Annotated in this window: 21 protein-coding genes; 18 read left to right on the top strand and 3 right to left on the bottom strand. The window is 41.8% G+C overall.

Going from position 1 to position 25,968, the window contains the following annotated elements; translation table 11 throughout:
* Position 1 precedes the first annotated feature (1 nt).
* The 5 genes from WC222_03015 to WC222_02995 all read left to right on the top strand — a co-directional run bounded on the left by WC222_03015 (position 2) and on the right by WC222_02995 (position 5,069).
* Positions 2–910 carry a TorF family putative porin gene (locus WC222_03015; protein ID MFA6915342.1) on the top strand — a complete coding sequence of 303 codons (909 nt, stop codon included), beginning with the start codon at positions 2–4 and terminating at the stop codon, positions 908–910.
* Positions 911–921: 11 nt separating this feature from the next.
* Positions 922–1,818 (top strand): ribonuclease HIII, encoded by an 897-nt coding sequence (gene rnhC / locus WC222_03010; protein MFA6915341.1) that lies wholly within the window; start codon positions 922–924, stop codon positions 1,816–1,818.
* Between the two features lie 160 nt (positions 1,819–1,978).
* On the top strand, positions 1,979–2,416 hold the full coding sequence (locus WC222_03005; protein ID MFA6915340.1) for a hypothetical protein: 438 nt from the start codon (positions 1,979–1,981) through the stop codon (positions 2,414–2,416).
* Between the two features lie 6 nt (positions 2,417–2,422).
* Entirely contained in the window at positions 2,423–4,051 is a 1,629-nt protein-coding gene (gene recN / locus WC222_03000) for a DNA repair protein RecN (protein MFA6915339.1), read from the top strand.
* Positions 4,052–4,139: 88 nt separating this feature from the next.
* On the top strand, positions 4,140–5,069 hold the full coding sequence (locus WC222_02995; protein ID MFA6915338.1) for a hypothetical protein: 930 nt from the start codon (positions 4,140–4,142) through the stop codon (positions 5,067–5,069).
* Between the two features lie 56 nt (positions 5,070–5,125).
* On the opposite strand, the gene WC222_02990 is transcribed toward WC222_02995, so the two are convergent.
* Positions 5,126–5,968, bottom strand: coding sequence for a hypothetical protein (locus WC222_02990; GenBank protein MFA6915337.1), 843 nt, complete (start codon positions 5,966–5,968; stop codon positions 5,126–5,128).
* A 199-nt stretch (positions 5,969–6,167) separates the two neighbouring features.
* Here WC222_02990 and WC222_02985 point away from each other — a divergent pair, with 199 nt between their 5' ends.
* Genes WC222_02985 through WC222_02970 form a run of 4 tightly spaced genes read left to right on the top strand, consistent with a single transcriptional unit; the run spans position 6,168 to position 13,021 of the window.
* Positions 6,168–7,403, top strand: a complete 1,236-nt coding sequence (locus tag WC222_02985; protein ID MFA6915336.1) for a TolC family protein — start codon at positions 6,168–6,170, stop codon at positions 7,401–7,403.
* A gap of 12 nt (positions 7,404–7,415) precedes the next feature.
* Positions 7,416–8,582, top strand: a complete 1,167-nt coding sequence (locus WC222_02980; GenBank protein ID MFA6915335.1) for an efflux RND transporter periplasmic adaptor subunit — start codon at positions 7,416–7,418, stop codon at positions 8,580–8,582.
* 14 nt (positions 8,583–8,596) lie between these two features.
* The gene (locus WC222_02975) at positions 8,597–11,809 is read left to right on the top strand and encodes a CusA/CzcA family heavy metal efflux RND transporter (protein MFA6915334.1); all 3,213 of its coding nucleotides are present in this window, start codon (positions 8,597–8,599) and stop codon (positions 11,807–11,809) included.
* Between the two features lie 6 nt (positions 11,810–11,815).
* On the top strand, positions 11,816–13,021 hold the full coding sequence (locus WC222_02970; protein ID MFA6915333.1) for a hypothetical protein: 1,206 nt from the start codon (positions 11,816–11,818) through the stop codon (positions 13,019–13,021).
* 21 nt (positions 13,022–13,042) lie between these two features.
* Here the strand turns inward: WC222_02970 and WC222_02965 are convergent, their stop codons facing one another.
* Both WC222_02965 and WC222_02960 read right to left on the bottom strand, forming a co-directional pair.
* Positions 13,043–13,927 (bottom strand): TIGR01777 family oxidoreductase, encoded by an 885-nt coding sequence (locus WC222_02965; GenBank protein ID MFA6915332.1) that lies wholly within the window; start codon positions 13,925–13,927, stop codon positions 13,043–13,045.
* 21 nt (positions 13,928–13,948) lie between these two features.
* Positions 13,949–14,536 (bottom strand): thioredoxin family protein, encoded by a 588-nt coding sequence (locus tag WC222_02960; GenBank protein ID MFA6915331.1) that lies wholly within the window; start codon positions 14,534–14,536, stop codon positions 13,949–13,951.
* 101 nt (positions 14,537–14,637) lie between these two features.
* Between WC222_02960 and WC222_02955 the strand changes: the two genes are divergently transcribed.
* The 9 genes from WC222_02955 to WC222_02915 all read left to right on the top strand — a co-directional run bounded on the left by WC222_02955 (position 14,638) and on the right by WC222_02915 (position 25,684).
* On the top strand, positions 14,638–14,889 hold the full coding sequence (locus tag WC222_02955) for a DUF3987 domain-containing protein (GenBank protein ID MFA6915330.1): 252 nt from the start codon (positions 14,638–14,640) through the stop codon (positions 14,887–14,889).
* 124 nt (positions 14,890–15,013) lie between these two features.
* Positions 15,014–16,420 carry a 3' terminal RNA ribose 2'-O-methyltransferase Hen1 gene (locus WC222_02950; GenBank protein ID MFA6915329.1) on the top strand — a complete coding sequence of 469 codons (1,407 nt, stop codon included), beginning with the start codon at positions 15,014–15,016 and terminating at the stop codon, positions 16,418–16,420.
* 21 nt (positions 16,421–16,441) lie between these two features.
* A complete protein-coding gene (locus WC222_02945; GenBank protein ID MFA6915328.1) occupies positions 16,442–18,997 on the top strand; it encodes a polynucleotide kinase-phosphatase in 2,556 nt (851 codons plus the stop codon).
* Positions 18,998–19,427: 430 nt separating this feature from the next.
* Positions 19,428–20,000, top strand: coding sequence for a GNAT family N-acetyltransferase (locus tag WC222_02940; protein MFA6915327.1), 573 nt, complete (start codon positions 19,428–19,430; stop codon positions 19,998–20,000).
* A gap of 268 nt (positions 20,001–20,268) precedes the next feature.
* Entirely contained in the window at positions 20,269–21,615 is a 1,347-nt protein-coding gene (locus WC222_02935) for a cytochrome P450 (protein ID MFA6915326.1), read from the top strand.
* A 31-nt stretch (positions 21,616–21,646) separates the two neighbouring features.
* A complete protein-coding gene (locus WC222_02930; GenBank protein MFA6915325.1) occupies positions 21,647–22,273 on the top strand; it encodes a TetR/AcrR family transcriptional regulator in 627 nt (208 codons plus the stop codon).
* A gap of 59 nt (positions 22,274–22,332) precedes the next feature.
* Complete coding sequence (locus tag WC222_02925; protein ID MFA6915324.1) at positions 22,333–22,557, top strand: hypothetical protein; 225 nt, start codon at positions 22,333–22,335, stop codon at positions 22,555–22,557.
* 303 nt (positions 22,558–22,860) lie between these two features.
* Positions 22,861–24,207, top strand: coding sequence for an extracellular solute-binding protein (locus tag WC222_02920; protein MFA6915323.1), 1,347 nt, complete (start codon positions 22,861–22,863; stop codon positions 24,205–24,207).
* Positions 24,208–24,502: 295 nt separating this feature from the next.
* Positions 24,503–25,684: an ATP-binding protein gene (locus tag WC222_02915; GenBank protein MFA6915322.1), complete on the top strand. Its 1,182-nt coding sequence runs from the start codon at positions 24,503–24,505 to the stop codon at positions 25,682–25,684.
* Positions 25,685–25,968 lie beyond the last annotated feature (284 nt).

Here is a 25,968-nt window from a genome sequence, read left to right as displayed (position 1 = left end):
TATGAATAAAATTTTAATTGCATTGCTACTTAGTTGCTCCATACTGCACTCAGACGATTATTTTGATAATGACTTCTACTATGAAGACCGTTCAGAATCGACCGCAGCCATTGAACCTGCAGAAGAAGTTAAGGATCCATCCTTAGAAACTGAAGAGAAGTCTCCACACTCCTTCAAGGGCTCCGTGTCCTTTGTCACAGACTATCGTTTCCGCGGCATCTCTCAAACAATGCGCCAGCCTGCTGTCCAAGGAACTCTTGACTACAGCCACTCATGCGGCTTCTATTTAGGTACTTTCGGATCCAATGTCGACGGCACAACAAACTACTATAACAATACATCGCTTGAATTGGATTTCTACTCAGGCTTCAAAGGGGAACTGTTTCCTAAATCCATCCCCAACTTAACCTATAATGTAGGCGCTATTCTCTACTACTATCCCGGCGGCGAAAGTGCTCTCGCACATCCTGTGCGTTTTAACACTGCTGAATTCTATGTTGAACTTGGCTACGAATGGATCAACGTTCGCTATTGGCAGACTTTAACCAACTATTTCGGCTTCTGCGATCGCTACACACCCTTCAACTGGCACGATGGCGATGCTGATGCTCCAAATGGCAACTCGAAAGGATCCAATTATATTGAAGCTAACTGCAACTTTGAAATCTGTCCTACATGGTCTACTCAACTGCATATCGGCCGTCAAACTATCCGCAACTACCATCATATGAACTATGTGGACTGGCGCGCTACAATTTCTAAAGAATTCGACTGGTTCACTCTTTTCTGCTATTATGTCGGCACTAATGCCAACCATAACTATTACAATGTTCCTGACAACGAATTCAATGAGAAAGTCCGCAGCTTAACAGCTCAAGGGTTTGTCTTCGGGATTACGCGCACACTATAGGCACTCTAAACATGGCAGAAAAACCTAATATTTTTGTTGCGCAGATCAGCAGCAGTCAGGGCGAGAAACTCAGGGAGGATCTTATCCAAAAGGGTTTTTCCCTTGCCTCCCCCCCTCCGCCTTACTCAGTGTTCAGCGCCAAGAAAACGGGGCTCTCCTGCACACTTTATACGAGTGGAAAATTAGTCATCCAGGGCAAAAATATTAAGGAATTTATCGAATTCTACCTTGAGCCCGAGGTGCTTGAAACGCTGTCATTTACGCATCCTGAAGTGAAAGTAAATATGCAGCCCCATATCGGGATTGACGAATCAGGCAAAGGGGACCTTTTCGGCCCCCTTTGTACTGCTGGCGTATATGCTACAGCAGAGCAGATACAAGCGCTTTTGAAACTGGGAGTATGCGATTCTAAAAAACTCAATGATATCTCTATCACAAAACTCGCGCCGCAAATTCAAAATCTTTGTGCCCACCATATCATTAAAGTCACGCCCAAACGTTACAACGAACTTTATGCGCAGTTCAGAAACCTTAACCATCTTCTAGCTTGGACGCATGCAACGGCTATTGAAGCCTTGGTCACGGAAACTCACTGTTTGGATGTTATGGTGGACCAGTTTGCTGCCGAGCATGTCGTTGAAACAGCATTAAAACGTAAACTATTGAGTGTAAACCTCACACAACAGCATCGCGCCGAGCAAGATGTTGTTGTTGCTGCTGCATCCATCCTTGCCCGCTACGCTTTTATCTCCGGTTTGCATGCGCTATCTCAAGAGTTTGGTATTGTCCTACCTAAAGGGGCAGGAGCACAAACAATCACAGCCGCTAAAACATTTGTTCAACGGCACGGAAAAGAAGCTTTACCTTTTGTTTCTAAGATGCATTTTAAATCCCATGAAAGTATTTAATTTGTCGCGTAGGGGAACTGCTCGAGTTTATAATGTGAGAGTATTTACAAAGATATAATCAGATGATTTATGCGCTCAATTCGTGCGCAATCAGTATTTGTATTAATATTCTCTAAGCGTTAGCATTTCAACAAACTGAGCCAAGCGACAAGGAAAAATTATGAACAACCGCCAAATCCTCAACCTGTCTGCAATAGCAATAGCCGCTATATTAGTTCTTTTCGCAATCAAACTTATCCCTAACATAGGAACAGGCTACCAACCTGAAAAATATATTTCTCCCAATGATGTTAAAGGCACGGCTGTTCTCCATAACGGATTGGCCTATACACTAAATTTCGAACAGCAAAATACGCTGTTAACTTACCTCAATCAGTCCTTAACTATCGGTTCGGAAGCCTATAAAACTACAAAGCCTATCCCCTTCACCAAAATCATCCTCTACCGCTTTGCCTCTACACCTATAGAAATTACACCCATAGCCGTGGACTCTAACGATTTGATCTATTCCGCACCACTTTGGAATCCCAATGGCCATATGCGCGACATCAGCGATGGTTCTCTCTTAAAACTTTTAAATAGTACTTTTGATCAGTAATTTCTTATGCTTAAACACTTGTCCATCTTTAATATTATTTTAGTTGAAAACGCCCACATAGAATTTCAGAAAGGGTTAAATGTCATCACAGGGGAGACCGGGGCAGGTAAAAGCGCTGTCCTGCAAGCACTTAAGCTTCTCTGCGGAGAACGTTTTGAAAGCAATATCCTACGCCATGGAACTGAAAAGGCCTGGGTAGAAGCTGCCTTTGATGTGACGTTCACAGAAGAATTGAAGGAAGTGTTAAAAAACAGCGGCATCTCTTACGATACTGATGAATACCTAATCCTACGCCGCGAACTTAACGCCAGCGGAAAATCACGCTGTCTTATCAACAATCAGCTAGCGCAAAAGAACCTACTCCAAATCATTGCAGCGCACCTACTACATATCGTGGGTCAACATGCGACCCGAGAACTCACACTTCCCGATAGCCATCGTCAAATTCTGGACAAATTCGGCCAACTTGAGGCAAATGCAAAAGCATTCTCTACTCTGTGGCATCATGAAAAACTCCTGCAAAAACAATTGGAAGAACTCATTGCTTCTGAAAAAGAAAAACTGCGCATCATTGAAACGCTCCAGCGCGAAATAGAAGAACTTTCTGACGCAAATCTGAAAGAAGGTGAAGAGGAGGATGCCTTTGCAGAGTATTCAATCCTTATCAACGCTGAAAACCTTACTCAGAATACAGATGAAATTTTACACATCCTTCAAAATGACCCTAAGAGCATACTCAACCAGCTTGTAAAAACGAGAAAATGCCTGGAAAAACTACTATCCCTCGATGAGAGCTTACAAGACACAGCACAACTTATCCAAAATGCAGAAATCGAACTGCAAGAAGCTGCTTATACTTTCTCGCATTATCTCGCTAAAGTAGAAAATAACCCCCATCGCGTCCAAAAACTTGAGAAACGCCTCACTCAGCTAAGCCAGCTAAAAAAACGGTATGGCAATGACGTCTCTGCCATGTTGGAATACCTAAACAACGCTAAGGATAAGCTGTCTAAACTAGAAAACAGCGATGCTGCCAAAGAGGAACTGCAAAATACAATCCACACAGTGCAAAAAGAGCTGATAGAAAAGGCTGCAGCCCTATCCGCACAACGGAAAAAAACGGCCGCTACCCTCAGCCAAGCTCTAACAAAAGAATTGCGCACCCTTAATATGCCCCACGTCGAAGTGGAAATCCAGGTGGAAAAATGCACTCGTACCCAGTGGGGCGAGAACTCCGTTGAAATTTATCTTAAGCCAAACATAGGTGAAAAAATCATCCCTCTCCGTCAATGCGCAAGCGGCGGCGAGATGTCACGTCTTGTCCTGGCATTACAATACCTACTTAGCGGCTTAGGCGGCAACCCCACCCTTTTCTTTGATGAAATCGATGCAAACATCGGCGGGGAAACAGCTTCACTGGTAGGCAAAAAATTACGCGCCATCGGTGATAAACAGCAAGTCGTCTGCATCACCCACTTTACTCAGGTCGCTTCATATTCGCATAACCACCTCAAAATTCAGAAAACAGAGAAAGACGGCAGAACGCACACTATCGTCACCACCTTGGAACCGCATCATATTGAGGCTGAATTGCAAAGAATGTCCGGTGGAGCTGCAGCAGTGTTATCCAGATAACCCTAGTAAAAAATTGCCTTGACAAGCAAAAGTCTCCAACCTATGTTACATTCTTTTCGACTCGATAACGTTACCTGGAGCAAACATCGTGAAACTTTTCCGCCATATTGCCTGTCTTGTCACACTATCTATTTTGACAGTCTCCTCGCTACAAGCAGCCATCGAAGATCAGTCTATCGCAGATGAATCACTGATCAATCCTGAAAAATTACATCCTTTTACCCTTGAAGGTTCCTCGGATCTTGTAGGCAAATCCTCCCTCTCCAAAAACCACTTTGAAGATGAAGATCTGCACTACGGACAATCTAACGTCACCCTTAATGCAACTTTCTATTATGACAAAGAACTTGTCGAAGGCGCGCAAGCTACTATCGGTTATTCACATACTCTCTTCGACTGGGTTTCCAACCCCTACTTCAGCCAAAGAAACTGGGACACCCTTACCATAGGGATTAACGGATTCACAGGCCGCTGTTCCAAATGGTTCTGGCAAGGTAGATTAGCCGCTAACATCGATATGGACCATTGGGACCTCACCTACTATACGACCTACGATATGATGCTTTGGGGACGTTATGACATTCATTGCAATAATATTGGCTTGCACTTCGGTTTGCTTGCCCAAACAGGCATGCGTATGGACCGCGTCTACCCTATCCTAGGTTTTGACTGGACAATCAACCCCACATGGAAAATCAACGCAATATTCCCACTCAACGTATCTGCAGTTTATACCTATGATTGCTGCTGGAATGCGGGCGTTGGCGGCAGGTTCTTTGACACTCGCCACCGTACCGGAGATGACCAGCCCCTCCCAATGGGTATTTTTGCTTACCGTACCATCGGAGCTGAAGCGTTCATCAACTATTCTAACTGTGATTGGGCAGAAGCTAACTTCCACGCAGGTTGGCTGATTTCAGGCAAAGTCAAGATTTCGAACCGTCACCAAGAAAATGGAAAATGGTTTGAAGTCGGATCCGCGCCTTATGTGGGAGCAAAATTTGTGCTGAAATACTAAGAATTTTCTTCAAGAATAGTAATGCGGTGATATCACCGCATTACTTAAGATTTGCGCTACACTTGTACAGGATGATAATCTGCACTAGTTCTAGGATAACTCACAAATTCCGCTTCATCATTTCTACGGTGACGAGTATATGAGTCTACACTGTTATAATTTAACACTTTAAAGTTATGTAGATTCATCATTCTTGTCAGATCGTATGCAGGGAATATAATAATTCCTCCACCAAAAAATTCAAAGACTGCACGGACTTTATTCAATACACCATGAGCAGCATATTCCATACATTTGAAACTACGCGCTTTGAGCAGCTCTGCCTTATCTCCGGATTGAAATAAACTCAAACCACGGTTAAACAAATAACCGGCTACCCCTCCTACAACTTGGGTAGTTCCTACCAATCCAAAACGAGTAGCAGCTGCAGTCATGTGAACTCCAGGAATACAAGCTGCTATTCCAAGGAATTTTTCCAGTTTTTGCGCGATTTTATCTATTTTTCTGAATAGATTTAACCCTTCATAATCCTCTACCTTGTTATAATTCACAAAACGGAAATTATGTACACCCAACAAACGCGTAGCATCGTATACCCCAAAAATCACGGGACCTGCACCTACAAGATCAAATGCTGCACGTATTTTATTACTAAATCCATGTGCAACATACTCAATACATTTGTAAGCCTTAGCTTCCATTTTTTCCGCTCTATGCCCTTCATTAAGACAACTGCGTCCATAATGATAAACTGCTCCCGCAGCTCCACCCACAGTTTGCATAGGAGCAAGCACGGTAAATCGTGCAGCGGCAGAAGCTACGTTAGCTCCGGGAACACATGCCATTGCCCCTAATGCATATTCCGCTCCTTTCGATAGATTATCTAAAGTTTCAAACACTATATTCTCCTTACATGTTTTTATTTTTTATAACTCTATTGTAAGACAATAGTTTAAATATTACATTAAGACAACATTGTCATAATAATAATCTGAAAAATGAATAAATCCCCCTTTTGGTCTCCTAGGAATTCCCTTGAAAAAAAACCTTGATAATGCAATGAATGATAGTTAATTTTTTACTCGACACGGATAGATCATGCGTTTTCTAATACCCATTTCCCTTTTAGTCCTTGGTTCCCTACTCCCCTCTCCCGTATTAGCCTATAACATCGAAGCTGCATGGCAGCGCATCTGTGAAAACTCCCCTGAGCTTGCAATAGATTACTACGAAGTAGAAGCCAGAAACGGAGGCGCCTACCAGGTATCGCTTTATCCCAACCCGGAATTAGGGGTTGAAGCAGACAACTTGGTCGGCTCACGTAAAGACTGCATCGGTGATATGGAATTCGGCGCTGTCGTCACCCAACCTATCGTCACCGGAGGCAAAATCTGCAAAAGAATAGCCGCAGCCAATAGCGCTGTCATCGAAGCCGAGTGGGACTACGAGATGACCAAAGCTAATCTGCGGGAAAGATTAGAGAAAGCATTTATCTCAATCGCTATTCTGCAAGAAAAGTATAAAGATTCGCAGCGAAGCTTCCAGCTTGCTCAAACAGCCTACCAAAGCTCGCAGCATCTAGCCACACAAGGTAAAATCACGCTCCTTCAGACCAAGAAAGCCGGCATAACCCTGCGTCATGAAGAGATGCATAGTAATAAGTTAGCGTTAGAACTGGAACAAGCTAGACTTAACCTTGCCTTACTATGGAACGGTTGCGAGGTGGACTTTGATATCATCAACTATCCTATCTCCTGCATAACACCTCCCCCTTGCATCGATAATTTATGCGCTTACATCTCCAACTATCCGGAAATTGCAAAATCTTTGGCCTTGGTAGAGCTTGCAAGAAATAGCTATGAAGCTGAGCTAGCAGAAAGATATCCTGACTTCGCCGTTACAGCAGGATATAAGAATTATTGGAATTGCAACGGTCATGCCCTCGTCCTTGCACTGAGTGTTCCACTGCCTGTTTTTGACCGTAATCAAGGCAATATCTGCCGCATGCAAGCCCTAATTCAAAAAGCAGAATATAACTCAGTCCTCATACGTAACCAAAACTTTGCGGTTCTACAAATTGAACACAAACGCGCTTTGAACGCTTATAACCGTGCATTAAGTATACAAAATGGCCTTTTGAAGGAGATCGAAGAAAGCCTGCATATTACCATGGAAGCGTTTAATGAGGGTAAAATCACTCAGCTTGAACTCATCGATACGCAAAAAACTTACACAGAATGCAAATCTGACTATCTAGACGCACTTCTGGAATACCATTTTAGCATGATAACCATCTCAAAATTAACCGGCGCCAACGCCTGTAAATTGCCATAGGAAATGCAAATTATGACCCATCAACTATTTCGAAAAATCACTTTCATCGCCCTCTCTTGCTATTCCGCCTTGGCAGCCCATGGCGGCCACCATCATGATCACGATCATGACCACGATCATGAACATGACCATCTCATCGCCCTCACGGAAGACCAAATCGACGGGGCAAAAATTACAACGGAAAAAACGCGCCCCGGATATCTTATCCAACAGGTACGCGCCCCTGCAAAAGTCATTGTCCCGCCGCAATCCGTTGTGCACCTAGTGCCTAAAGTGTCAGGCGTTGTCGCAAAAATCTATAAACAAATCGGTGATAGCGTTAAAGCCAATGAAACGATAGCTCTAATCGAAAGCCGTGAAATGGCAGAAGCTAAAGCTAATTACTTAGCTTCGCTGCGCAGATATGAAATAAAAAAAACCATGTTCAGCAAAGAAAAACAACTTCAAGAAAAGAAGTTGACTACAGACTTCGATTTGCTGGAAGCTGAAATCGCTGCTGAAGAATCGAAGATCGATGTTGAACTAGGCCTGCATAGACTCCTCTCTTTCGGACTGACCCAAGGAGCTATTGATCAACTGCCTCAGGAAAAAGGCGAAGACCTCCGCTATTACGAGCTCAAAGCTCCGATGAAAGGAACGATCGTCAATATCGAAATAGCGCCGGGCGAATTTATTTCTAGTGAGAAAGATGTGCTGACCTTAGCAGACTTGAACGAACGTTGGCTGGAGATCGATGTCCCCCCTTCCCATCAAAATGCTGTCAAAAAAGGGTTGCCTACCAGTGCAAAAGCAAGCCACGGAGACACCTGCGAAACAAAACTTCTCTGTTACAAGCCTGTAGTAGAAGAAAACACACGCACCCTTAAAGCCTACGCTCTGCTTGACACAGCAAACCACCCCTGGACTCCCGGCACTTACGTTACTGTCGTCATCGACAGCGAAACCACACGCTTCCCTATCGTCGTCCCCAAAACCGCCATCCAAAAGATAGATGGACATGATGTCGTCTTTGTCGCAAATCATGAAGGATTTGAAATAAGACCTGTACATGTCGGCCCACAAGACAATGTACGCATTGCTGTCATCGAAGGTTTACGCAAGGGCGAAGAGATTGCCATTTCCAACACATTTCTGCTCAAAGCTGAGCATGAAAAAGATGAAGCTGAACACGAACACTGAGATAAGCAAAGACCATGATTGAAAAAATTCTAACATTCGCTATCCGCAATCGTGTCATGATAGTACTAGTCACGTTGCTTGTCGCATTATGGGGTGCCTATAACCTAAAAAACCTCCCTATCGATGCTGTACCGGATATCACCAACAACCAAATACAGATCAATACCGAGAAAGAGGGGATGTCGCCTGTTGAAGTGGAAAAACTCATCACCTATCCCATTGAAAATGTCCTAAGCTCAATTCCGGGCTTAGAATCTACCCGTTCTATCTCCAGAAACGGCTTTTCTCAAGTCACAGCCATTTTTGATGAAAAGGTCAACATCTACTTTGCCCGCCAGCAGATCAACGAAAGACTTGCCGAAGCGAAAGAATTTCTACCCGAAGGGGCAGACCCAAAGATGGGGCCTATATCCACAGGACTAGGCGAGATCTACATGTGGTCCGTTGCCTATAAACACCCCCGCGGTGAAGGCGCTGTAAAAAGAGACGGCCGCCCCGGATGGCAGTCAGACGGCAGCTATTTGACTCCTGAAGGTCAACCACTTAGAACTGAGGTTGAGCTAGCATCCTACCTGCGCACAGTGCAAGACTGGATTATACGCCCCCAACTCATGGGCGTTAAAGGCCTGGCTGAAATCGACGCTATTGGTGGATATGTCCGTCAATACCATGTCGAAGCTGACATCCACAAAATGCAATCACTAGGGATCACATTCCAAGACATCGTCACAGCACTTCAACACCAAAACCTCAGCATCGGCGCCGGCTATATCGAACATAACCAGCAATCCTATGTCGTCAAGGCTGATCATCGCATCAATACCCCTGAAATGATCAAACGTGTCGTCATCACTGCTAAAAATGGAGTTCCTATCCGCGTCGAAGACGTCGCAGATGTCGTCATCGGCAAAGAACTTCGTACAGGCAGTGCTACCGCCAATGGTGAAGAAGCTGTCATCGGCACAGCCATGATGCTTATCGGTGCAAACAGCCGCACTGTCTCCCAAGCTGTGGATGAACGCATTCAAGAGATCAACAAAACACTACCGCCTGATATTCAATCTGTTACGCAGCTCAACCGGACAAAACTTGTCGATGCAACGATTAAAACCGTTTCGAAAAACCTTGCAGAAGGCGCACTACTTGTCATAGCTGTTCTTTTTGCTATGCTCGGTAACTTTAGAGCCGCTTGCATTGCAGCGTTAGTCATTCCGCTTTCAATGCTTATTACTTCTATCGGCATGGTCCAAACAAAAATCAGTGGAAACCTGATGAGCTTGGGAGCGTTAGATTTCGGACTTATTGTAGACGGTGCTGTCATCATCACCGAAAACTGCCTACGCCATCTCAGTGAAAAAACACATGAGTTAGGCAGACGCTTGAGCTTAAAGGAAAGATTGAACGAAGTAACACTAGCAGCCAAAGAGATGATTCAACCTACCGTTTACGGGCAGGCGATCATCATCATCGTCTATTTTCCTTTACTGACCTTTGCAGATGTCGAAGGTAAAATGTTCGAGCCCATGGCCCTAACAGTCATTTATGCCCTGATAGCTGCATTTATCCTCTCTATCACCTTCGTCCCAGCAATGATAGCACTGCTCGTACGCAACCCCTCTCATAGCGGAACCAACTGGGTCACACAACTAGGTACAAAAACCTACTTGCCTTTGCTTGAAAGCTCGCTAAAATTTCCGGCTATCCCTGTAGCAGCCACTGTAGCTGTCGTTGTCGCCTCGGGATTTCTTTTCTCTACCCTTGGGCAGGAATTCGTACCTTCCCTAGATGAGAAAGACCTAGCTCTGCACGCTATCCGCATCCCCAGCACATCGCTTTCCCAATCGACAGAGATGCAAAAAGCTGTAGAAAAAATGCTCTTGACGTTCCCGGAGATCGACTACGTCTTCTCTAAAACCGGTACGGCAGAAATGGCAACGGACCCTATGCCCCCGAACGTATCGGATACGTTCGTCATGCTGAAAGATCCTTCCGAATGGCCGGATCCTTATCTGAGCAAAGCAGATCTGATTGAGAAACTGGAAGAAAAACTTTTCACCTTGCCAGGAAATAATTACGAGTTTACTCAGCCTATCGAGATGCGTTTCAACGAACTCATTGCAGGTGTAAGCAGCGATGTCGCAGTAAAAATCTATGGCGATGATTATGACCAAATGCAAAAAACCGGGAATTCTATTTTACGCACACTGAAAGCTTTACCCGGCACTTCCGACGTCAAAGCCGGACAGGTCGACGGCCTCCCTCTTTTGCAGATGGAAGTCAACGAAGAAGCCGCAAGCCGCTTAGGGATGCATGCAGATGACATCCTTGAAGCTGTCAGCATCGCCATCGGCGGAGCTAAGGCCGGCGTCATTATGGAAGGCGACCGCCGTTTTGACATCGTAGTGAAACTTCCAGAAGAGCAACGCAACGATCCTATCGCACTCGCCGATTTGCCTGTAGCCTTGACAACACATAGCATAGAAAACGGCGTAGCCTTTACCCCGTTAAAAGAGTTGATAGCTATTGAGCTTACAGAAGGCATCAACGAAATTAACCGCGAGAATGGCAAAAGAGTGCATATCGTCCAAGCCAATGTGCGCGGAATGGATTTAGGTACCTATGTGAATGCCGCGAAAAATGCCATCAATTCCGGAGTGAAGATTCCTTCAGGCTATTGGATAAGCTGGGGTGGACAGTTTGAAAACATGCTATCTGCACGTAACCACCTGCTGATTGTGATACCATTAAGCTTTTTGCTCATCTTTATGCTATTATATAGCGCCCTCCACTCCGTGGGGCAAGCGATATTGGTATTCAGTGGAGTACCCTTAGCTTTGACCGGCGGTATCGTCACCCTTTGGATGCGCGATATGCCCTTTTCAATCTCAGCTGCCGTCGGCTTTATCGCACTTTCGGGTATCGCAGTCTTAAACGGTCTGGTGATGATGTCATACATTAATCAGCTCCGCAGAAATGGCATGCCACAGATTGAGGCGATCTTGAAAGGAGCTGTCACACGTTTGCGGCCAGTATTAATGACTGCTTTCGTCGCCTCCTTAGGCTTTGTTCCTATGGCTTTAGCCACTGGGACAGGAGCTGAAGTGCAAAAACCATTGGCAACTGTCGTCATCGGCGGGCTTTTAAGCTCTACCCTCTTGACTCTATTTATATTGCCGGTGCTATATAAGTGGTTTATCAAAACCTTGCCTACTGTGGAGGAGGCATAAGCTTTTATGCAAACATTTCGCTACCTATTCTTCACACTAGGCGTCATCGTCATGTTTATCTTGGCGATAGCTGAAACGTCTATAAGTAGCGAAATTTTAGACAGTCTGATGATTAAAAATGGGGGTGCTGAACAAGCTTTCTTTTTGAGAGACTATGGAGCACCCCTACTATCCCTCATCTATGGTTTAGGCTTTATCTATCTAGTGCGGAATGGCAAGCTAAACCTTGCCTTCAGTTTGTTTTTATCGATAAATATAGCCGTTTGGATTGTATGCGCCTTCTCATCCAAAATGAATGCTTTTAGCGACCCTCTGTTTACTGCAGTGACCTATGCTTGGTTGAAAGCAACCGCACCACTGCTTATTGTCCTTACCACCGGTTTGATCAACCAGTATTATAAGTTCCGCTATGCGGCTGTGTTGTATCCATTACTGCTTATCTTAAGTTCTTTCTTGCTGGTCTATGTAAAAGACCTCATACTCCCATTGTGGAATGATAAGGATGTCCACTACCTTTGGGCCATCATTGCAACCTGCGGCCTTGCAATTTTAGCCCTCTATAATATCCTTATGACTCTTCCTCCGCCTCTCAATGATGAGGCCCCTTCCCATACGTGGATATCTTGGCTAAGCCTATTTGCCTTAGCTTTTGGTGCGAACCTCTCTAAAATAATACCCGCAGATTTTTTCAAAACAGTGACAAAAACGCTGTTCACTCATCCTGCAGATTATTCGTATATGATGGGAAATCTGACTGTAAGCATGGGCATTTACCAAATATATGCTCTTTTGTTCTGCTTGATCTTAGGAATAGCCCTTTTCATTTGCAGATCGAAAATCTATTTCGGCATAGGATTATTCATTCTGGCTTTTGTGTTTGGAGGGGGCATCTTGGAATTTCTGGCAGGTTCACAAACCAATCTCAGCCAGGATAATTTCAATCTTATCTCGCTAGGACTCTCTGTGAATAAGATTGCAGCTACGCTTTTGATAAGCTTCGTCCTGCAATTAGCCTACTTCGCATTCAATGCAGCCCAAAGATTTTCAGCGAAGGCTGCCGTTCACTTTATCTTCTTTCCTCTTTCGGTCATGGCAATGAAGTTACTCCCCTGGCTTCAGGAGCTAACCAGCTTTTTGCCTTTAGCAGTTTTCATTGCAGCTTGCGCACTGAGTGCTGCCGGCCTTTATAAACTGAAACAAAGAATAGCTTAAAAAAGCTGTTCACTCCAAACCTTAAGCTAAAAGATGCTCTAAACTTTGTTTTAATTTTGGATGTTTAAAACTAAAGCCATTTGCAGTTAGTTTTGAAGGTAGCACTTTTTCGCTGCATAAAATCATTTCGTCCGCCATCTCACCAAAAGCAAATCTAGCAACAAATTCAGGCATAGAAAAAAACGTAGGTCGACTTAGAACTTCACCTATTGTTTTGGTATACTCATAATTTGTCACAGGATCCGGCGCCACAGCATTGACAGGGCCCGTAAGCATATTGTTTGAGATAACAAATTCAAATACATCCAACAAATCCGAAATATCAACCCAGCTAATATATTGTTCTCCCCCGCCTATGACCCCACCTAAACCTATTTTAAAAGGAAGTAGCATTTTGCCTAAAATCCCACCGTTAGGGTCCAGGACTGCCCCAAACCGCAACATCACCACACGCGTATGCGGCAATGGGACTATAGCTTTTTCCCATTGCTGGCAAACGTCGGCTAAGAAACCCGCTCCCGGTGCAGAGTCTTCTGTCAAAGTCTCATTTCCTCGGTTACCGTAAATTCCTATGGCAGACGCATTGATGAATAACTGGGGAGGGCTTTGTAATTTCTGTACAGCTTCAGATAAAGTGCGGGTGCCATCGATACGGCTATTTAATATCTTCTTCTTTCTATCTTCAGTCCAACGGCCGGAAGCGATATTTTCACCTGCAAGATTAATGATCACATCCATTCCTTCCAACAGGGTTGCATCAATTTGGTGATTGGAGGGATCCCAATGAATTTCGCCATTGGAAGAAGCTGAGCGGACAATCTTTGTCACGCGGTGTCCTTTAGATTCTAAAAAGGGTATCAACCTATTTCCGATTAATCCGGAAGCTCCAGCAATGGCGATTTTCATAACGTTACCTTTTAGTAATAATTATTGGACAAGATCGCATGCTTCTGCCGGCATCCAGTGTTTATCTTTTCCATCCCATTTTACGTTACACCCAATAGGATTCGTCAAAGAAGTAGAAACCTGCTTTCCTGCAAGGAGCTCATCCAAAGCATTCTCTAAATCATTGACTGTAACATTGGAGGGATCACGTGGAGAGTTAACCGCACGTCCGGTGTAAACAAGTTTACGGTCTTTATCGAAGACAAAGAAGTGAGGCGTTCTAAGGGCGCCATATTTTAACGCTACTTCCTGGGAGAGGTCATGCAGATAAGCCCAGGGAAAATGGTGTTCTTGCATTCTTTTAACCATATTTGCATAAGAGTCTGCCTCATAGCTGTTGGCGCTATTGGAGTTAATACCTACAAAAACGACTCCCCTGTCGTGATATTTCTCTGCTGTTTTACGTGTAAGTTCATCTGAGTTAATAACATAAGGACAATGGTTGCAGGTAAAAAACACGACAAGGACGTTAGCATCCTTAAAAGTATCCAATGAATAGTTTTTGCCATCTGTCCCCTGTAAAGCGAAATCAGGAGCTGTCGAACCAAGAGGTAGAGTGAAGGGCATCATGTATCCTTTTTATTTTGAATATATAGGAGTGTTGAATTGTGTCAAATAATGTGAGCAATGGTTTCATGCTTTGATTAAATCAATGAGAATCAAAAGCAGTCATTGCCACGGCTGTACAGGGCAAATATCGCGTTAAGGTTAAACCTGATTATTTTGAGCCTGTGAATATCTGGACTTGTGTGGCACTTCCTCCTGGAAATCACAAAACAGCTGTTTTAGGCGTTTTAACTCAAACCTTGATGGAATGGGAAAATCATCAACGCATACTGCTTGAACCTGTCATTGTTAAAATGGTTATAGACAAGCGAAAAGCAAATTGGAGATATCTGTTCTCCAGTTCGATAGGTAGGTAAATCTAGCGTCAAAATCATTGATTTTCAACAGGAAATGAGCTATACTTTTCGTCAAGCATTTATTCCAATAATAACTGAACTGGAGTTACTTATGCTATCTCCCTACCCTTAAGCGAAAATTAAAATGTTATTAACGTTAAAAACATCGCGATATCCAGCAACAGAACTTGGATATTTGCTACACAAAAATCCAGCAAAATGTCACGTATTTGATTTGTCTGTAGGAAAAGCGTATGTTTTTTTCCCTGAAACCGATCCAAATAATTGCTGCGCTGCTCTATTGCTTGACGTTGATCCTATTGCTTTAGTGAAAAAAAAAGGACGTTCTGATGATAGTTTCGTTCTTGGGCAATATGTTAATGATCGTCCTTATGTGGCCTCTTCATTTTTGAGTATGGCTATTGCCAAAGTCTTCAACCAAAGTTTGAAAGGACTGTGCAAAGAAAAGCCAGAACTTCTATCTGAACCTTGGCCTTTCGAAGTATGTATAGCCGCGTTACCTTGTCAGAGCAAGACTGGAAAGGATTTAATAAAAAATCTTTTAGAGCCTCTAGGCTACCAACTCACTATAAATGAATATCCATTGAATGAAAAAAATCCAGATTGGGGCAACGCTCAAACCTACACAGTTACACTTAAAAAGACTTGTTTTTTGAAAGACTTGCTCTCTCACTTATACGTACTCATTCCAGTGCTGGACAACCAAAAACATTATTGGGTTAGCGAAGATGAAATTGAAAAATTGCTAAAGCATGGAGAAGGATGGCTTTCTAATCATCCAAGTAAAGATTTAATTGTTTCAAGATATCTTAAGCGTCAAAGGGATTTGACTGATGAAGCCCTGACGAGATTACGTGAGGAAGAGGGACAGCAAATAGATATAATCGAACGAGTTCATGCAAATGAAGAAGAAAAGCTCGAAAGTGGATTGTCTTTACATTTACAAAGAATGCAAGCCGTGTTGAATGTCTTAAAAGAGCATCAAGTTAACTCTGTAGTCGACCTTGGATGCGGAGAAGGTATTCTTATTAAAAATCTCTTATGTGATTCTTCATTTAGCCACATTCTTGGTGTCGATGTTTCATATAAACAGTTAGGACGTGCAAAACAAAAGTTGAATCTAGACCGTTTACCTCCCTTGCAAAGGAAAAGAATAGACCTTATTCAAGGATCGCTCAATTATACGGATAAACGCATTCAAGGCTTTGATGCAGCCACACTTATTGAAGTTATCGAACATCTTGACGTTTCTAGGCTGTCTACATTGGAATACGTTGTTTTTGGTGACGCAAAGCCAAAGCTTGTCACCATTACAACCCCAAATGCCGAATATAATGTTAAATTTGAGGAGCTGCCAGCAGGGACATTTCGTCATAAAGACCATAGATTCGAGTGGACAAGGAAGGAATTTCAAACATGGGCCGAAAAGATAGCAAATCGCTATGGTTACTCCGTCAGTTTTCAGGCTATAGGTCCTGTCGATGAAAATCTTGGCGCCCCTACACAAATGGGCGTTTTTATTAAACAATAAATAGCAGAATCCGTACTTCCTATGGAACAAAATATCATAAAAATACCTGAGTTATCTCTCATCCTCCTCGTGGGAATTTCGGGCTCAGGAAAATCAACATTCGCCCAAAAGCATTTTAAACCTACTGAAGTAATTTCAAGCGATTATTGCCGTGCCCTTGTCTCTGATGACCCAAATGACCAGTCCGCGACGAATGATGCTTTTGACGTTCTGGCTTACATTGCTTCCAAACGCTTAGCAGCTGGCAAGTTAACAGTGATTGATGCGACCAATGTCCAACCAGATTCCAGAAAAAACTTACTTAACTTAGCTAAGGATTTTCACTGCATTCCTGTGGCAATTGTGATTAATACTTCCGAAAAATTATGCATCGAACGCAATAAAAAAAGAGCAGACAAGAATTTTGGAGACCATGTTATTAAACAGCAAAGCAATCAACTCAAACGCTCCCTTCAACATCTCAAAAAGGAAGGCTTTCGGGATGTTTATAAGCTTGAAACTTTAGAGGAAGTCGAATCAGCTGTTATCCAAAGAGTAAAATTGTGGAATGACCTTAAACATGAACATGGAGCTTTTGATATCATTGGAGATATCCACGGCTGTTTCGAAGAACTTTCAGAACTTCTCAAGACTCTTGGATATGTCATCCACCACGACAGCAAATATATTGTAAGCAATCCACACGGACGAAAAGTAATCTTTTTAGGAGATCTTGTTGACCGAGGACCTAATACCCCTGCTGTGCTAAAATTAGTCATGGATATGTCAGAAGCAGGTATCGCTTTATGCGTACCTGGTAATCATGATATAAAATTGATGCGAAAACTCAAAGGTCAAGATGTCAAGGTAGCTCATGGCATGCAAGACTCCTTGGAACAATTGGAGCGAGAGTCCAAAGATTTCATTCAACGAGTGATTGGTTTTATTGATGGCTTAGTTAGCCATTATGTGTTGGATGATGGTAAACTGGTTGTCGCCCATGCTGGTATGAAAGAAAGTTATCAAGGACGCGGTTCAAAAACGGTGAGAGAGTTTGCGCTCTATGGCGAAACGACTGGTGAAACAGATGAGTATGGTCTACCCGTCAGATATGCTTGGGCTAATGAATATAGGGGTAAGGCCATTGTGGTTTACGGTCATACACCCATGCCAGCTTCAGATTGGTTAAATAATACAATCAATATAGATAACGGCTGCGTTTTTGGTGGAAAATTGACGGCGTTGAGATACCCTGAAAACGAGTTAGTATCTGTGGTTTCAAAACAAGTATATGCCAAACCAGTAAAACCGCTTTTAGTTGAAGTTTCTGATCATAAAGTTCGTTTGGGGAACGATATTTTAAGCTTAAGCGATATCTTGGGTAAGAGAATCGTTTCAACTCGTTTACATAATAATGTGACTATTCTTGAAGAAAATTCGATAGCCGCTTTAGAAGTGATGAGTCGCTTTGCCATCAATCCCAAATTACTCATCTACTTACCCCCCACAATGTCCCCTACTGAAACAAGCGATGATCCCAAATATTTAGAACATCCCAATGATTCCTTCAGATTCTTTCGAAAAAACAGAATATCCAAAGTGATTTGTCAAGAAAAACATATGGGTTCAAGAGCTATTGTGATTATCTGTAAAGACACAAATGTTGTTAAGACCCGCTTTGGGGTTGATGAAGAAAGAATTGGTATTTGTTACACTAGAACCGGAAGAAATTTTTTTACAGATACTCAAATAGAATCTCAATTTTTGAATAAAGTTCACGGGGCCGTTGAAAAAGCTGATCTATGGGCAAAATTGAATACTGATTGGATTTGTTTGGATTGCGAATTAATGCCTTGGTCGGCAAAAGCTCAGGAGTTAATCAAAGAACAATACGCTTCTGTTGGTGCAGCAGCGCAATCGAGCTTATCGATGACTGTACAACTGCTTGAAAAGGCGCTTAAAAAGAACCCTGAGGTTGCTGATCTTTATTCAAAATTTACCAATAAATTAGAAATGGTCGATGATTACATTCGATCATATGAACGATACTGCTGGCCAATCACATCTATCGAAGACTATAAATTAGCTCCATTTCATATTCTTGCAAGCGAAGGCAATGTCCATGTAGAAAAGGATCATGGCTGGCACATGGATGTAATCAGCCAGCTTGTTGCAGCAGACAGTTCGCTTTTTAAGGAAACTCAATCCAAGATCGTTCATATCGAAGATACTCAAAGCTGTGAAGAGGCGGTGAATTGGTGGTTACAACTAACTGAACAACAAGGTGGTGAAGGTTTTGTTATTAAACCTTATGATTTTACTGTGGTTGGTACTCATGGATTAATTCAGCCAGGTCTTAAGTGTCGCGGACGTGAATATTTAAGGATTATTTATGGTCCCGAATATTCGGTTCAGGAGAATTTAGAGCGCGTTAAAGTCAGAAATGTTGCAAAAAAGCGTTCCTTAGCCCTTAGAGAATATGCATTAGGCATTGAAGCATTAGAAAGATTTGTCAAACGAGAACCTCTTTATAAATGCCATGAGGCTGTATTTGGTATATTGGCCTTGGAAAGTGAGCCCATTGATCCACGGCTATGAAGTTCTAGATCAGTATTTATTGAAGAAGTGAAACTAAATCAGATGACATTATTACTGTAACTATTGAACAACTGCATGCTTGTCTGAAATGCAAAGAAAATGAACACCTGGAATTCAAAGAAGCTAAAAATGGCTTTGATAGCGATAAGTTAACAAAATATTGCTGTGCTCTTGCAAATGAAGGTGGAGGACATATCATTTTAAGCGTTTCAGACAAACAGCCCGAATCATTGTCGGCAGTCACGCATGTTCCAACTTAGAAAAAACCAAGTCAGATTTAATCACAAGATTACATTTACGTATTAAAGGAGAACCTGATTTCTCCGCTCAAATTTGTCCACAAGCTCGCTTTGAAGACCTTGATTTGGAAGCCATAAAACATTTTCGAGATTTTTGTGTGAAAAATCTCCATTTTTTAATAACGAAGCAAATGCATAATAATAAGAATACAATTATCGAATCAGAGCGCTTAGTATTGAGGCAATGGTGTGAGAAAGATTTAGAGCTTTTTGCAGAGCTCAATGCCGATCCGAGGGTAATGGAATTTTTTCCTGCCACTTGGACTCGAGAAGAAAGTAATACATCACTGCAATCTGCTCACGATCATATTGAAAAATATGGATGGGGGAAATGGGCCGTTTTTCTCATAGAAACGGGTGAGTTCATAGGAAGAATTGGTTTAGAAGAAGTGGACTTTGAAGCATCTTTTTCACCAAATATTGAGTTAGGATATCGGCTTGCCTACAAGCATTGGGGAAAGGGCTATGCATCAGAAGGTGCAAAAGCAGCGCTTGGCTACGGATTCAAGCAATTTCATTTTAACGAGATTGTGGCCTTTACTCCCATTCATAATCTGCGTTCTCAAATTGTTATGAAACGCATAGGTATGCAGCACGATCCTAAGGACGATTTTAATCACCCAAAACTACCAAAAGAACACAGATTGAGCAGACATGTTCTTTATCGACTTACGCTAAGCGAATACAACATGCAATTAATATGAAGAGAGAAGCTAACCAAATTTCAATTCTAATAGTTGATGATGATGAAATATTTTCACGATAATATTCCTGTTTTTGTTGCCCATTCCTGCATACGGTGGCGTGTCCACAAAATTTAATTTCATTTCCTGGTAGCGTAAAAAACCTTAAACGAAGATTAGCTCTCTAACTTGAAAGTACAAATCCAGTTTCGGATAAATTCATTTCCATATTGACCGACGGTCGGTCAACGTGTATTATAGATTCAAAACTCAAAACATGGAGAGATTTATGAGTCTTTTTAATGCAATTTATACTTTCAGCAGTTGTCGATTAACACAACCCATTCAAGAAGAAGCGGTTGTGTCTATAGAGATAAATAATCAGAATATCACAACAAGATGGTTAAAGTGGATGGTATCTCTACCTATACGATTTATGCATGGTACTTACAATGAATTATCCTTGATCTATTACAGAAGTATAAACGAAGTTGTTACTAAACAAATTTACAGCGGCAATTCAATTAATGCTCTTCAGTTTCTGTTCAATAAAAATGGACATATCCTCTCATCAAAATGGGCTATCTCAGCCTTATCAAAACATTATCGTAATGACCCTTCAGGATATTTTGAGACAGATGAAGACAATGCTTTCCTCCATTTATTAAGAGATCTTTGTCCAGGTGTTGCGGTGGATCGCAATTCATTTCTATTAACTTGCTCAAAAGATCATGTAAGGAGTTATAAGAGACCATTATTGGATTACATTAAAGAAAGTCAAATTCATCAGCTAAGACCCAAAATTGACGATGTTGTGACACTAGTTTTGGATGCTTACGCAGAAAAGGGTTCTTTTTCTGCCAAACGCTTTGCAGAAACTTATACTGTGGCTGTTTTGGCACGTGTGTTTTTAAGTCATCCAGGCACTATGGATGATTTCCAACAAATCGGAAAGGGTGCATCTTTTGCAGCGAGTTACCAATTCATAAAAAAGTGGGGGCGTCCTTCTGAAAAACATATCCAACGGTATAATTCTGCTTTAGATACACTGCGCTCAGCCATTAGTCAAAGCAGTGGCGACTTTATCGTTGCTTTAGAGAAGAAGGATTTTTCAAAGATTCAGTTGGCTGGAATGTTGATGCTCATTTATCTCGCCGGTTCTGAAACGACATCTTCAGCTTTACAATATATCTTATGGCGTCTAGGTCAAAATCCCAAATTGCAAGAAATCATTCGAAAGGATAACGCTTCTCTTTCAAGTGAACGCGAATCAAAATTAAATAGTTTTATCGCTGATTGCTTCAGTAACTATACGTCGGTACCTTTCTTTTCACGTACAGCGAGTAAGGATATTGTATTTATGGTTGAGCATGATGGAACAAGCTGGGAGTATCCTATCTCTAAGGGGGAAACCATCATTGCTGCACCACTTCTTGCTGGAAGCTCAATATTCAATGAAAATGTCCATTTTTGTCCTGGACAGTGGCTTGCAAAAGCTGAAATCAGCCGTATGATTGGGGCACTTCTTAGCCGCTATGAAATTGAATCTTTTCCCAAAAAAAATGAATTGAGTACAATTCCTGGACATTCGTTCCTTAGAGTTGAACCTGTGGAACTGACATTAAAAAAAATATAAAAGATTCACATAGGCTTTAAAAGTTTCATTTATGGCAAGAGTCGTCAAAAAAGCCTCTGAAAGAAGGGCAGATATTATTAATGCTGCCCGTTTTTTATTCTTAAAGAAAAAATATGATCAAACCTCCATTCAAGACGTAATGGAGGTTCTTAACATAGCCAAAGGGACCATTTACCATTACTTTAAGTCCAAAGAGGAAATTCTTGAGGCAGTAGTTAAAGATATAGTTGAGGGCAACTTTATCAAGATGCAAGCGTGTATCAAAAACACTAAAGGAGATGCGCTGCAAAAAATGCAGGCCTTGGTTGAAACGGGCCACATTGCCAAAGATAACCAGTTTATTTTGGACCAACTTCATGAAACAGGCAATGAAGCCCTGCATCTGCGTTTGTTTGCTGCTACATTGGTTACGAACGCCCCTTTATATGCTATAGTCATCAAACAAGGCTGCGAGGAAGGAATTTTCAAAACAGATAATCCGTTGGAGTGTGCAGAATTTATTCTTTCAGGTTATCTTTTTATGACTGACAAGGGGATCTATCCGTGGTCAGATGAAGATGTATCAAGACGTATGCTTGCTTTCCCGAGATTAGTCGAACAGACCCTTAACGCGCCCCTAGGATCTTTTCAATTTCTGGTCAGAACTTTTGCTTCTTAATGCAAATACGCAAAGTATGATATGGGGCCAGACCTGGCTGAAAAAACTGATCTAAAATTATGCTGCAGCCCTCTCTAAAATCCCAAAAGCTACCCGAAAGAGGGGCTGCTGTTTTTGAACCTGATGCATTAGCTGAAATCTATAGAATGACAAAATGGTATCCCTACTTTCTTCAAGAGTGGGGTTATCAATCATGGAATCATGCAAAAGCAAGTCCCATTAGCTTAAAGGTAGTTCAAGACGCCACAAGTATGGTCATTCCGCGCTTGGATAAGAGTTTTTAAAGAGCGATTTCAGAAGGAAGACTGCTTTCATCTTCTTACACACCCAGAAAAGAGCATTCTAACTATATGCCTATGATGAACAGGCTAGAAGAAATTTTTAATGAGTTTTGCGTAAGCTCTAAGATAAAATATGAATACAACTGTAATGTGTATTGTGGAAAGTTAAAATAGCTAGGGCTATTGGAGTTAATTACTCCGAGGAGTACTTTTAGGACTAATTTCTATAAAAAAATGCGTAATCTGCCTGTTTGCAATATATATAAATGGCGGATTAACACATGATTTGTGTTTAACCCGCGCGAGATGAGAATGCTTTTAGCCGAAAAAATAATTCTGGGTATATTCATAGTGCTATTTTACCAAGGCCCCCTTCTTTCAGCGTCAATAAAAGTCCTTGCTGAGGATGTTCCTACAACACGTTCGATGAGAGAACTATCTTTAAGAAAAAACTCCGAAGCTAACCCAACCACAATACAATTCGAGCTGATGCCCTATGAAGCTATGATTGAAAAGGCTGATCTCGATCTTTTTGGGGGAAGCGGAATTTATGATCTAATCTTGCAATACAATACTGCGCTTGCAAGCTACATTTCACACAATGTTGTGATATCTCTAGCAGAACTTAAAGCAAAATTTCCAAACCAACTGGTCAAAGGGTTTTTTCCATTTGAGGTAGATCTTTTTCAAAACTGCTGGAAAGAAGTGGGTTGGTATCAAGATGCTGCAGGAGTTGATATAGAAGCTTACGCAATCCCCTTTACAGCAAATACTATGATTTTAGCCTACAATAAGGAGCTTTTTTCTAACGAAACTTATAAACGACAATACTGGGATATATACAATGTCGATCTTGCTTCGCCGAAAACCTGGCAAGAGTTTAAGAGAATTGTCGCTTTTTTTCATCGTCCGGATCAAAAAATTTATGGGATTTGCCTACAAGGGGCCCCTTATTTCATCTATCATGAATGGGCCAATTTTGCTTATAGCTTTGGAGGCGGTCTAATGAAAAAAAGATGGGGGTGGGAAGATAGCAAAGCAGTTCAATGTATCCTAAATGCTCCAGAAACAATTCAAGCGACACAATTCTATGTAGAGCTAAAAAAATACGATGCATCCAATGATTTTTATAAGACAGACGCGATGACCCAAGTAGAAGTACTGAAAGAGAAAAATTGTGCCTTAGCATTAATATGGAGTGATGTTGCATATTCCTTAGCATATGAGAATGGAGAGATAAGTGAAAAGTATGATTTTGCGCCAATTCCCGGGCCAGTTTCAATGCTTGCTGGCGGCAGTTTTTACATAAATCGTCAAGGAAAGAATGTCGAATCGGTCATGAAATTTGTTCTTGATCAAATGCAAAAAGAAACGCAGGTGATACTTATGAAAAATGGTTTATGCTCTCCCTTAAGAAGTATTTACGACTTTGAAGAAATACAAAAAATTCCATATGCAAATGCCCTTAAAACATCTCTAGAGAAAGGTATTTATATGCTCGAAGCGGGGCACAATAGTGATCATATAATTAGGAATATGTCCAAGATTCTGCAAAATCTTGTAATGAATTCAAAGAATGGGACGATAGACCCACAGACTATAGAAATAGCCTTTCAAGATCACGACCTTTTACAGTACCTCAAATCCCAATAAATCATCGTCAGTATCTGAGCATCTCGGCTCTTTCTGTAAGAGACACTCTAAAATGGAGACTGGATCTTTTCGACATTCTTATTTGAAAATAAATACTCTAGCAGATTAAACCTATCTGATAGGTAATATCACCGATTAAATAGGTATTTGTCTATATCCTTTTGAGTGCTGATTTTAATTATGCCTAAAAAAGCATATTTTCCCAAGGTAAAAATAAAGACCTGAAATGACTTTGAAATTTATACGCGTTTATTCTCGATTTCAGGTATAAACGGGTATAAATAGGAATAAATGCATGGATCGTATCAAAAACCCTTTCTCCCCTGGCGCTGGCGCGCCACCACCTGAATTAGTTGGAAGAGACCCAATTCTTGAAGAAGCCGCCATTCTTTTAGGGCGCATCAAACGAAAACGGCCTGAAAAAAGCATGCTACTTACAGGACTTCGGGGTGTAGGAAAAACAGTTCTACTAAATGAAATTGAACACAAAGCAAGGGAAGAAGGCTATCGAACAATTTTAATCGAAGCTCATGAAGGTAAAACATTGGGAGCATTAATTGCGCCTCATCTTTGGAAGCTGCTTTTTGAATTGGATCGGATTGCTGGTCTTGGCAATAAAGTTAAACGTGGCTTATCTGTCTTACGCAGCTTCATTTCAGCTCTTAACGTAACAGTTAATGATGTCACAATTGGTTTAGATATTGAACCCGAAAGAGGGGCAGCTGATAGTGGAGATTTGGAAATCGATCTTCCTAATCTTTTTGTAGCTCTTGGAGAGGCTGCTGAGGACCGTAAAAGTGCCATTGCAATTTTTATCGATGAAATTCAATATTTCTCTCAAAAAGAGCTTGGCGCGTTAATCATGGCGATGCACAAAATACAGCAACGTCAACTTCCTTTAGTCCTATTAGGAACCGGCTTACCAATTTTACCGGGATTAGCAGGAGACTCCAAATCGTATGCAGAAAGGCTTTTCAACTTCCCCGATATTGGAGCATTATCAGAAACTGATGCCGCCAAAGCTCTAAATGACCCTGCTCAAGTCGAAGGGGTTGTTTTCGAACCTGATGCTCTAGCTGAAATCTATAGAATGACAAAAGGATATCCCTACTTTCTTCAAGAGTGGGGTTATCAATCATGGAATCATGCTAAAGCAAGTCCAATTACCTTAAAAGTCATTCAAGAAGCGACAAACATGGTCATTCAGCGCCTGGATAAGAATTTTTTCCGGGTTAGATTTGATCGTCTAATTCCAAGTGAGAAGAATTTTTTAAGAGCGATGGCTGAGCTGGGTCCAGGTTCTCACAGAAGTGGGGATATTGCGGATATCTTAAATTTCAAAATAACAAGTCTTGCCCCTGTTAGATCAAAATTGATTAAAAAGGGAATGATCTATAGCCCTGCTCACGGTGAACTAACTTTTACAGTTCCTCTTTTCGATGAATTCATGGTTAGAGCCATTCCGAATTTTAAATAAGACATCCTTTTTAGAACATTCTGAGATGCTACTAAATTCTTTGGTGGTATCTCAGAAAATCATTCACTCAACATTTTTCTGAACAAGAGATAACCTCAATAGCCATTCCATTTCTGTGGACCAACCTTGGACCAAACAGGGACGACAAACCAATCAAAGTCACCTCAAATGGCGATAGACTCTTAAAAAAAGATGGGTTATCCTGCTCTCGTGTCAGCTACTGTGAGATGCAGTGACTTTGCTCGGATAAGGCGCATTCGTAATGCGAAGGTCGCAGGTTTGAT

It is taken from the genome of Parachlamydiales bacterium (assembly GCA_041671045.1).
Lineage (GTDB): Bacteria > Chlamydiota > Chlamydiia > Chlamydiales > JABDDJ01 > JABDDJ01.
Note: the sequence above shows the minus strand (reverse complement) of the source record. Positions and strands in the feature narration are given on the sequence as shown.

Bases quoted from the DNA above. Each gene is read 5' to 3' on its own strand.
- WC222_03015 (MFA6915342.1), top strand. From the start codon at position 2: ATGAATAAAATTTTAATTGCATTGCTACTTAGTTGCTCCATACTGCAC.
- rnhC (MFA6915341.1), top strand. From the start codon at position 922: ATGGCAGAAAAACCTAATATTTTTGTTGCGCAGATCAGCAGCAGTCAG.
- WC222_03005 (MFA6915340.1), top strand. From the start codon at position 1,979: ATGAACAACCGCCAAATCCTCAACCTGTCTGCAATAGCAATAGCCGCT.
- recN (MFA6915339.1), top strand. From the start codon at position 2,423: ATGCTTAAACACTTGTCCATCTTTAATATTATTTTAGTTGAAAACGCC.
- WC222_02985 (MFA6915336.1), top strand. From the start codon at position 6,168: ATGCGTTTTCTAATACCCATTTCCCTTTTAGTCCTTGGTTCCCTACTC.
- WC222_02980 (MFA6915335.1), top strand. From the start codon at position 7,416: ATGACCCATCAACTATTTCGAAAAATCACTTTCATCGCCCTCTCTTGC.
- WC222_02975 (MFA6915334.1), top strand. From the start codon at position 8,597: ATGATTGAAAAAATTCTAACATTCGCTATCCGCAATCGTGTCATGATA.
- WC222_02970 (MFA6915333.1), top strand. From the start codon at position 11,816: ATGCAAACATTTCGCTACCTATTCTTCACACTAGGCGTCATCGTCATG.
- WC222_02965 (MFA6915332.1), bottom strand. From the start codon at position 13,927: ATGAAAATCGCCATTGCTGGAGCTTCCGGATTAATCGGAAATAGGTTG.
- WC222_02960 (MFA6915331.1), bottom strand. From the start codon at position 14,536: ATGATGCCCTTCACTCTACCTCTTGGTTCGACAGCTCCTGATTTCGCT.
- WC222_02950 (MFA6915329.1), top strand. From the start codon at position 15,014: ATGTTATTAACGTTAAAAACATCGCGATATCCAGCAACAGAACTTGGA.
- WC222_02945 (MFA6915328.1), top strand. From the start codon at position 16,442: ATGGAACAAAATATCATAAAAATACCTGAGTTATCTCTCATCCTCCTC.
- WC222_02940 (MFA6915327.1), top strand. From the start codon at position 19,428: ATGCATAATAATAAGAATACAATTATCGAATCAGAGCGCTTAGTATTG.
- WC222_02935 (MFA6915326.1), top strand. From the start codon at position 20,269: ATGAGTCTTTTTAATGCAATTTATACTTTCAGCAGTTGTCGATTAACA.
- WC222_02930 (MFA6915325.1), top strand. From the start codon at position 21,647: ATGGCAAGAGTCGTCAAAAAAGCCTCTGAAAGAAGGGCAGATATTATT.
- WC222_02925 (MFA6915324.1), top strand. From the start codon at position 22,333: ATGCTGCAGCCCTCTCTAAAATCCCAAAAGCTACCCGAAAGAGGGGCT.
- WC222_02920 (MFA6915323.1), top strand. From the start codon at position 22,861: ATGAGAATGCTTTTAGCCGAAAAAATAATTCTGGGTATATTCATAGTG.
- WC222_02915 (MFA6915322.1), top strand. From the start codon at position 24,503: ATGGATCGTATCAAAAACCCTTTCTCCCCTGGCGCTGGCGCGCCACCA.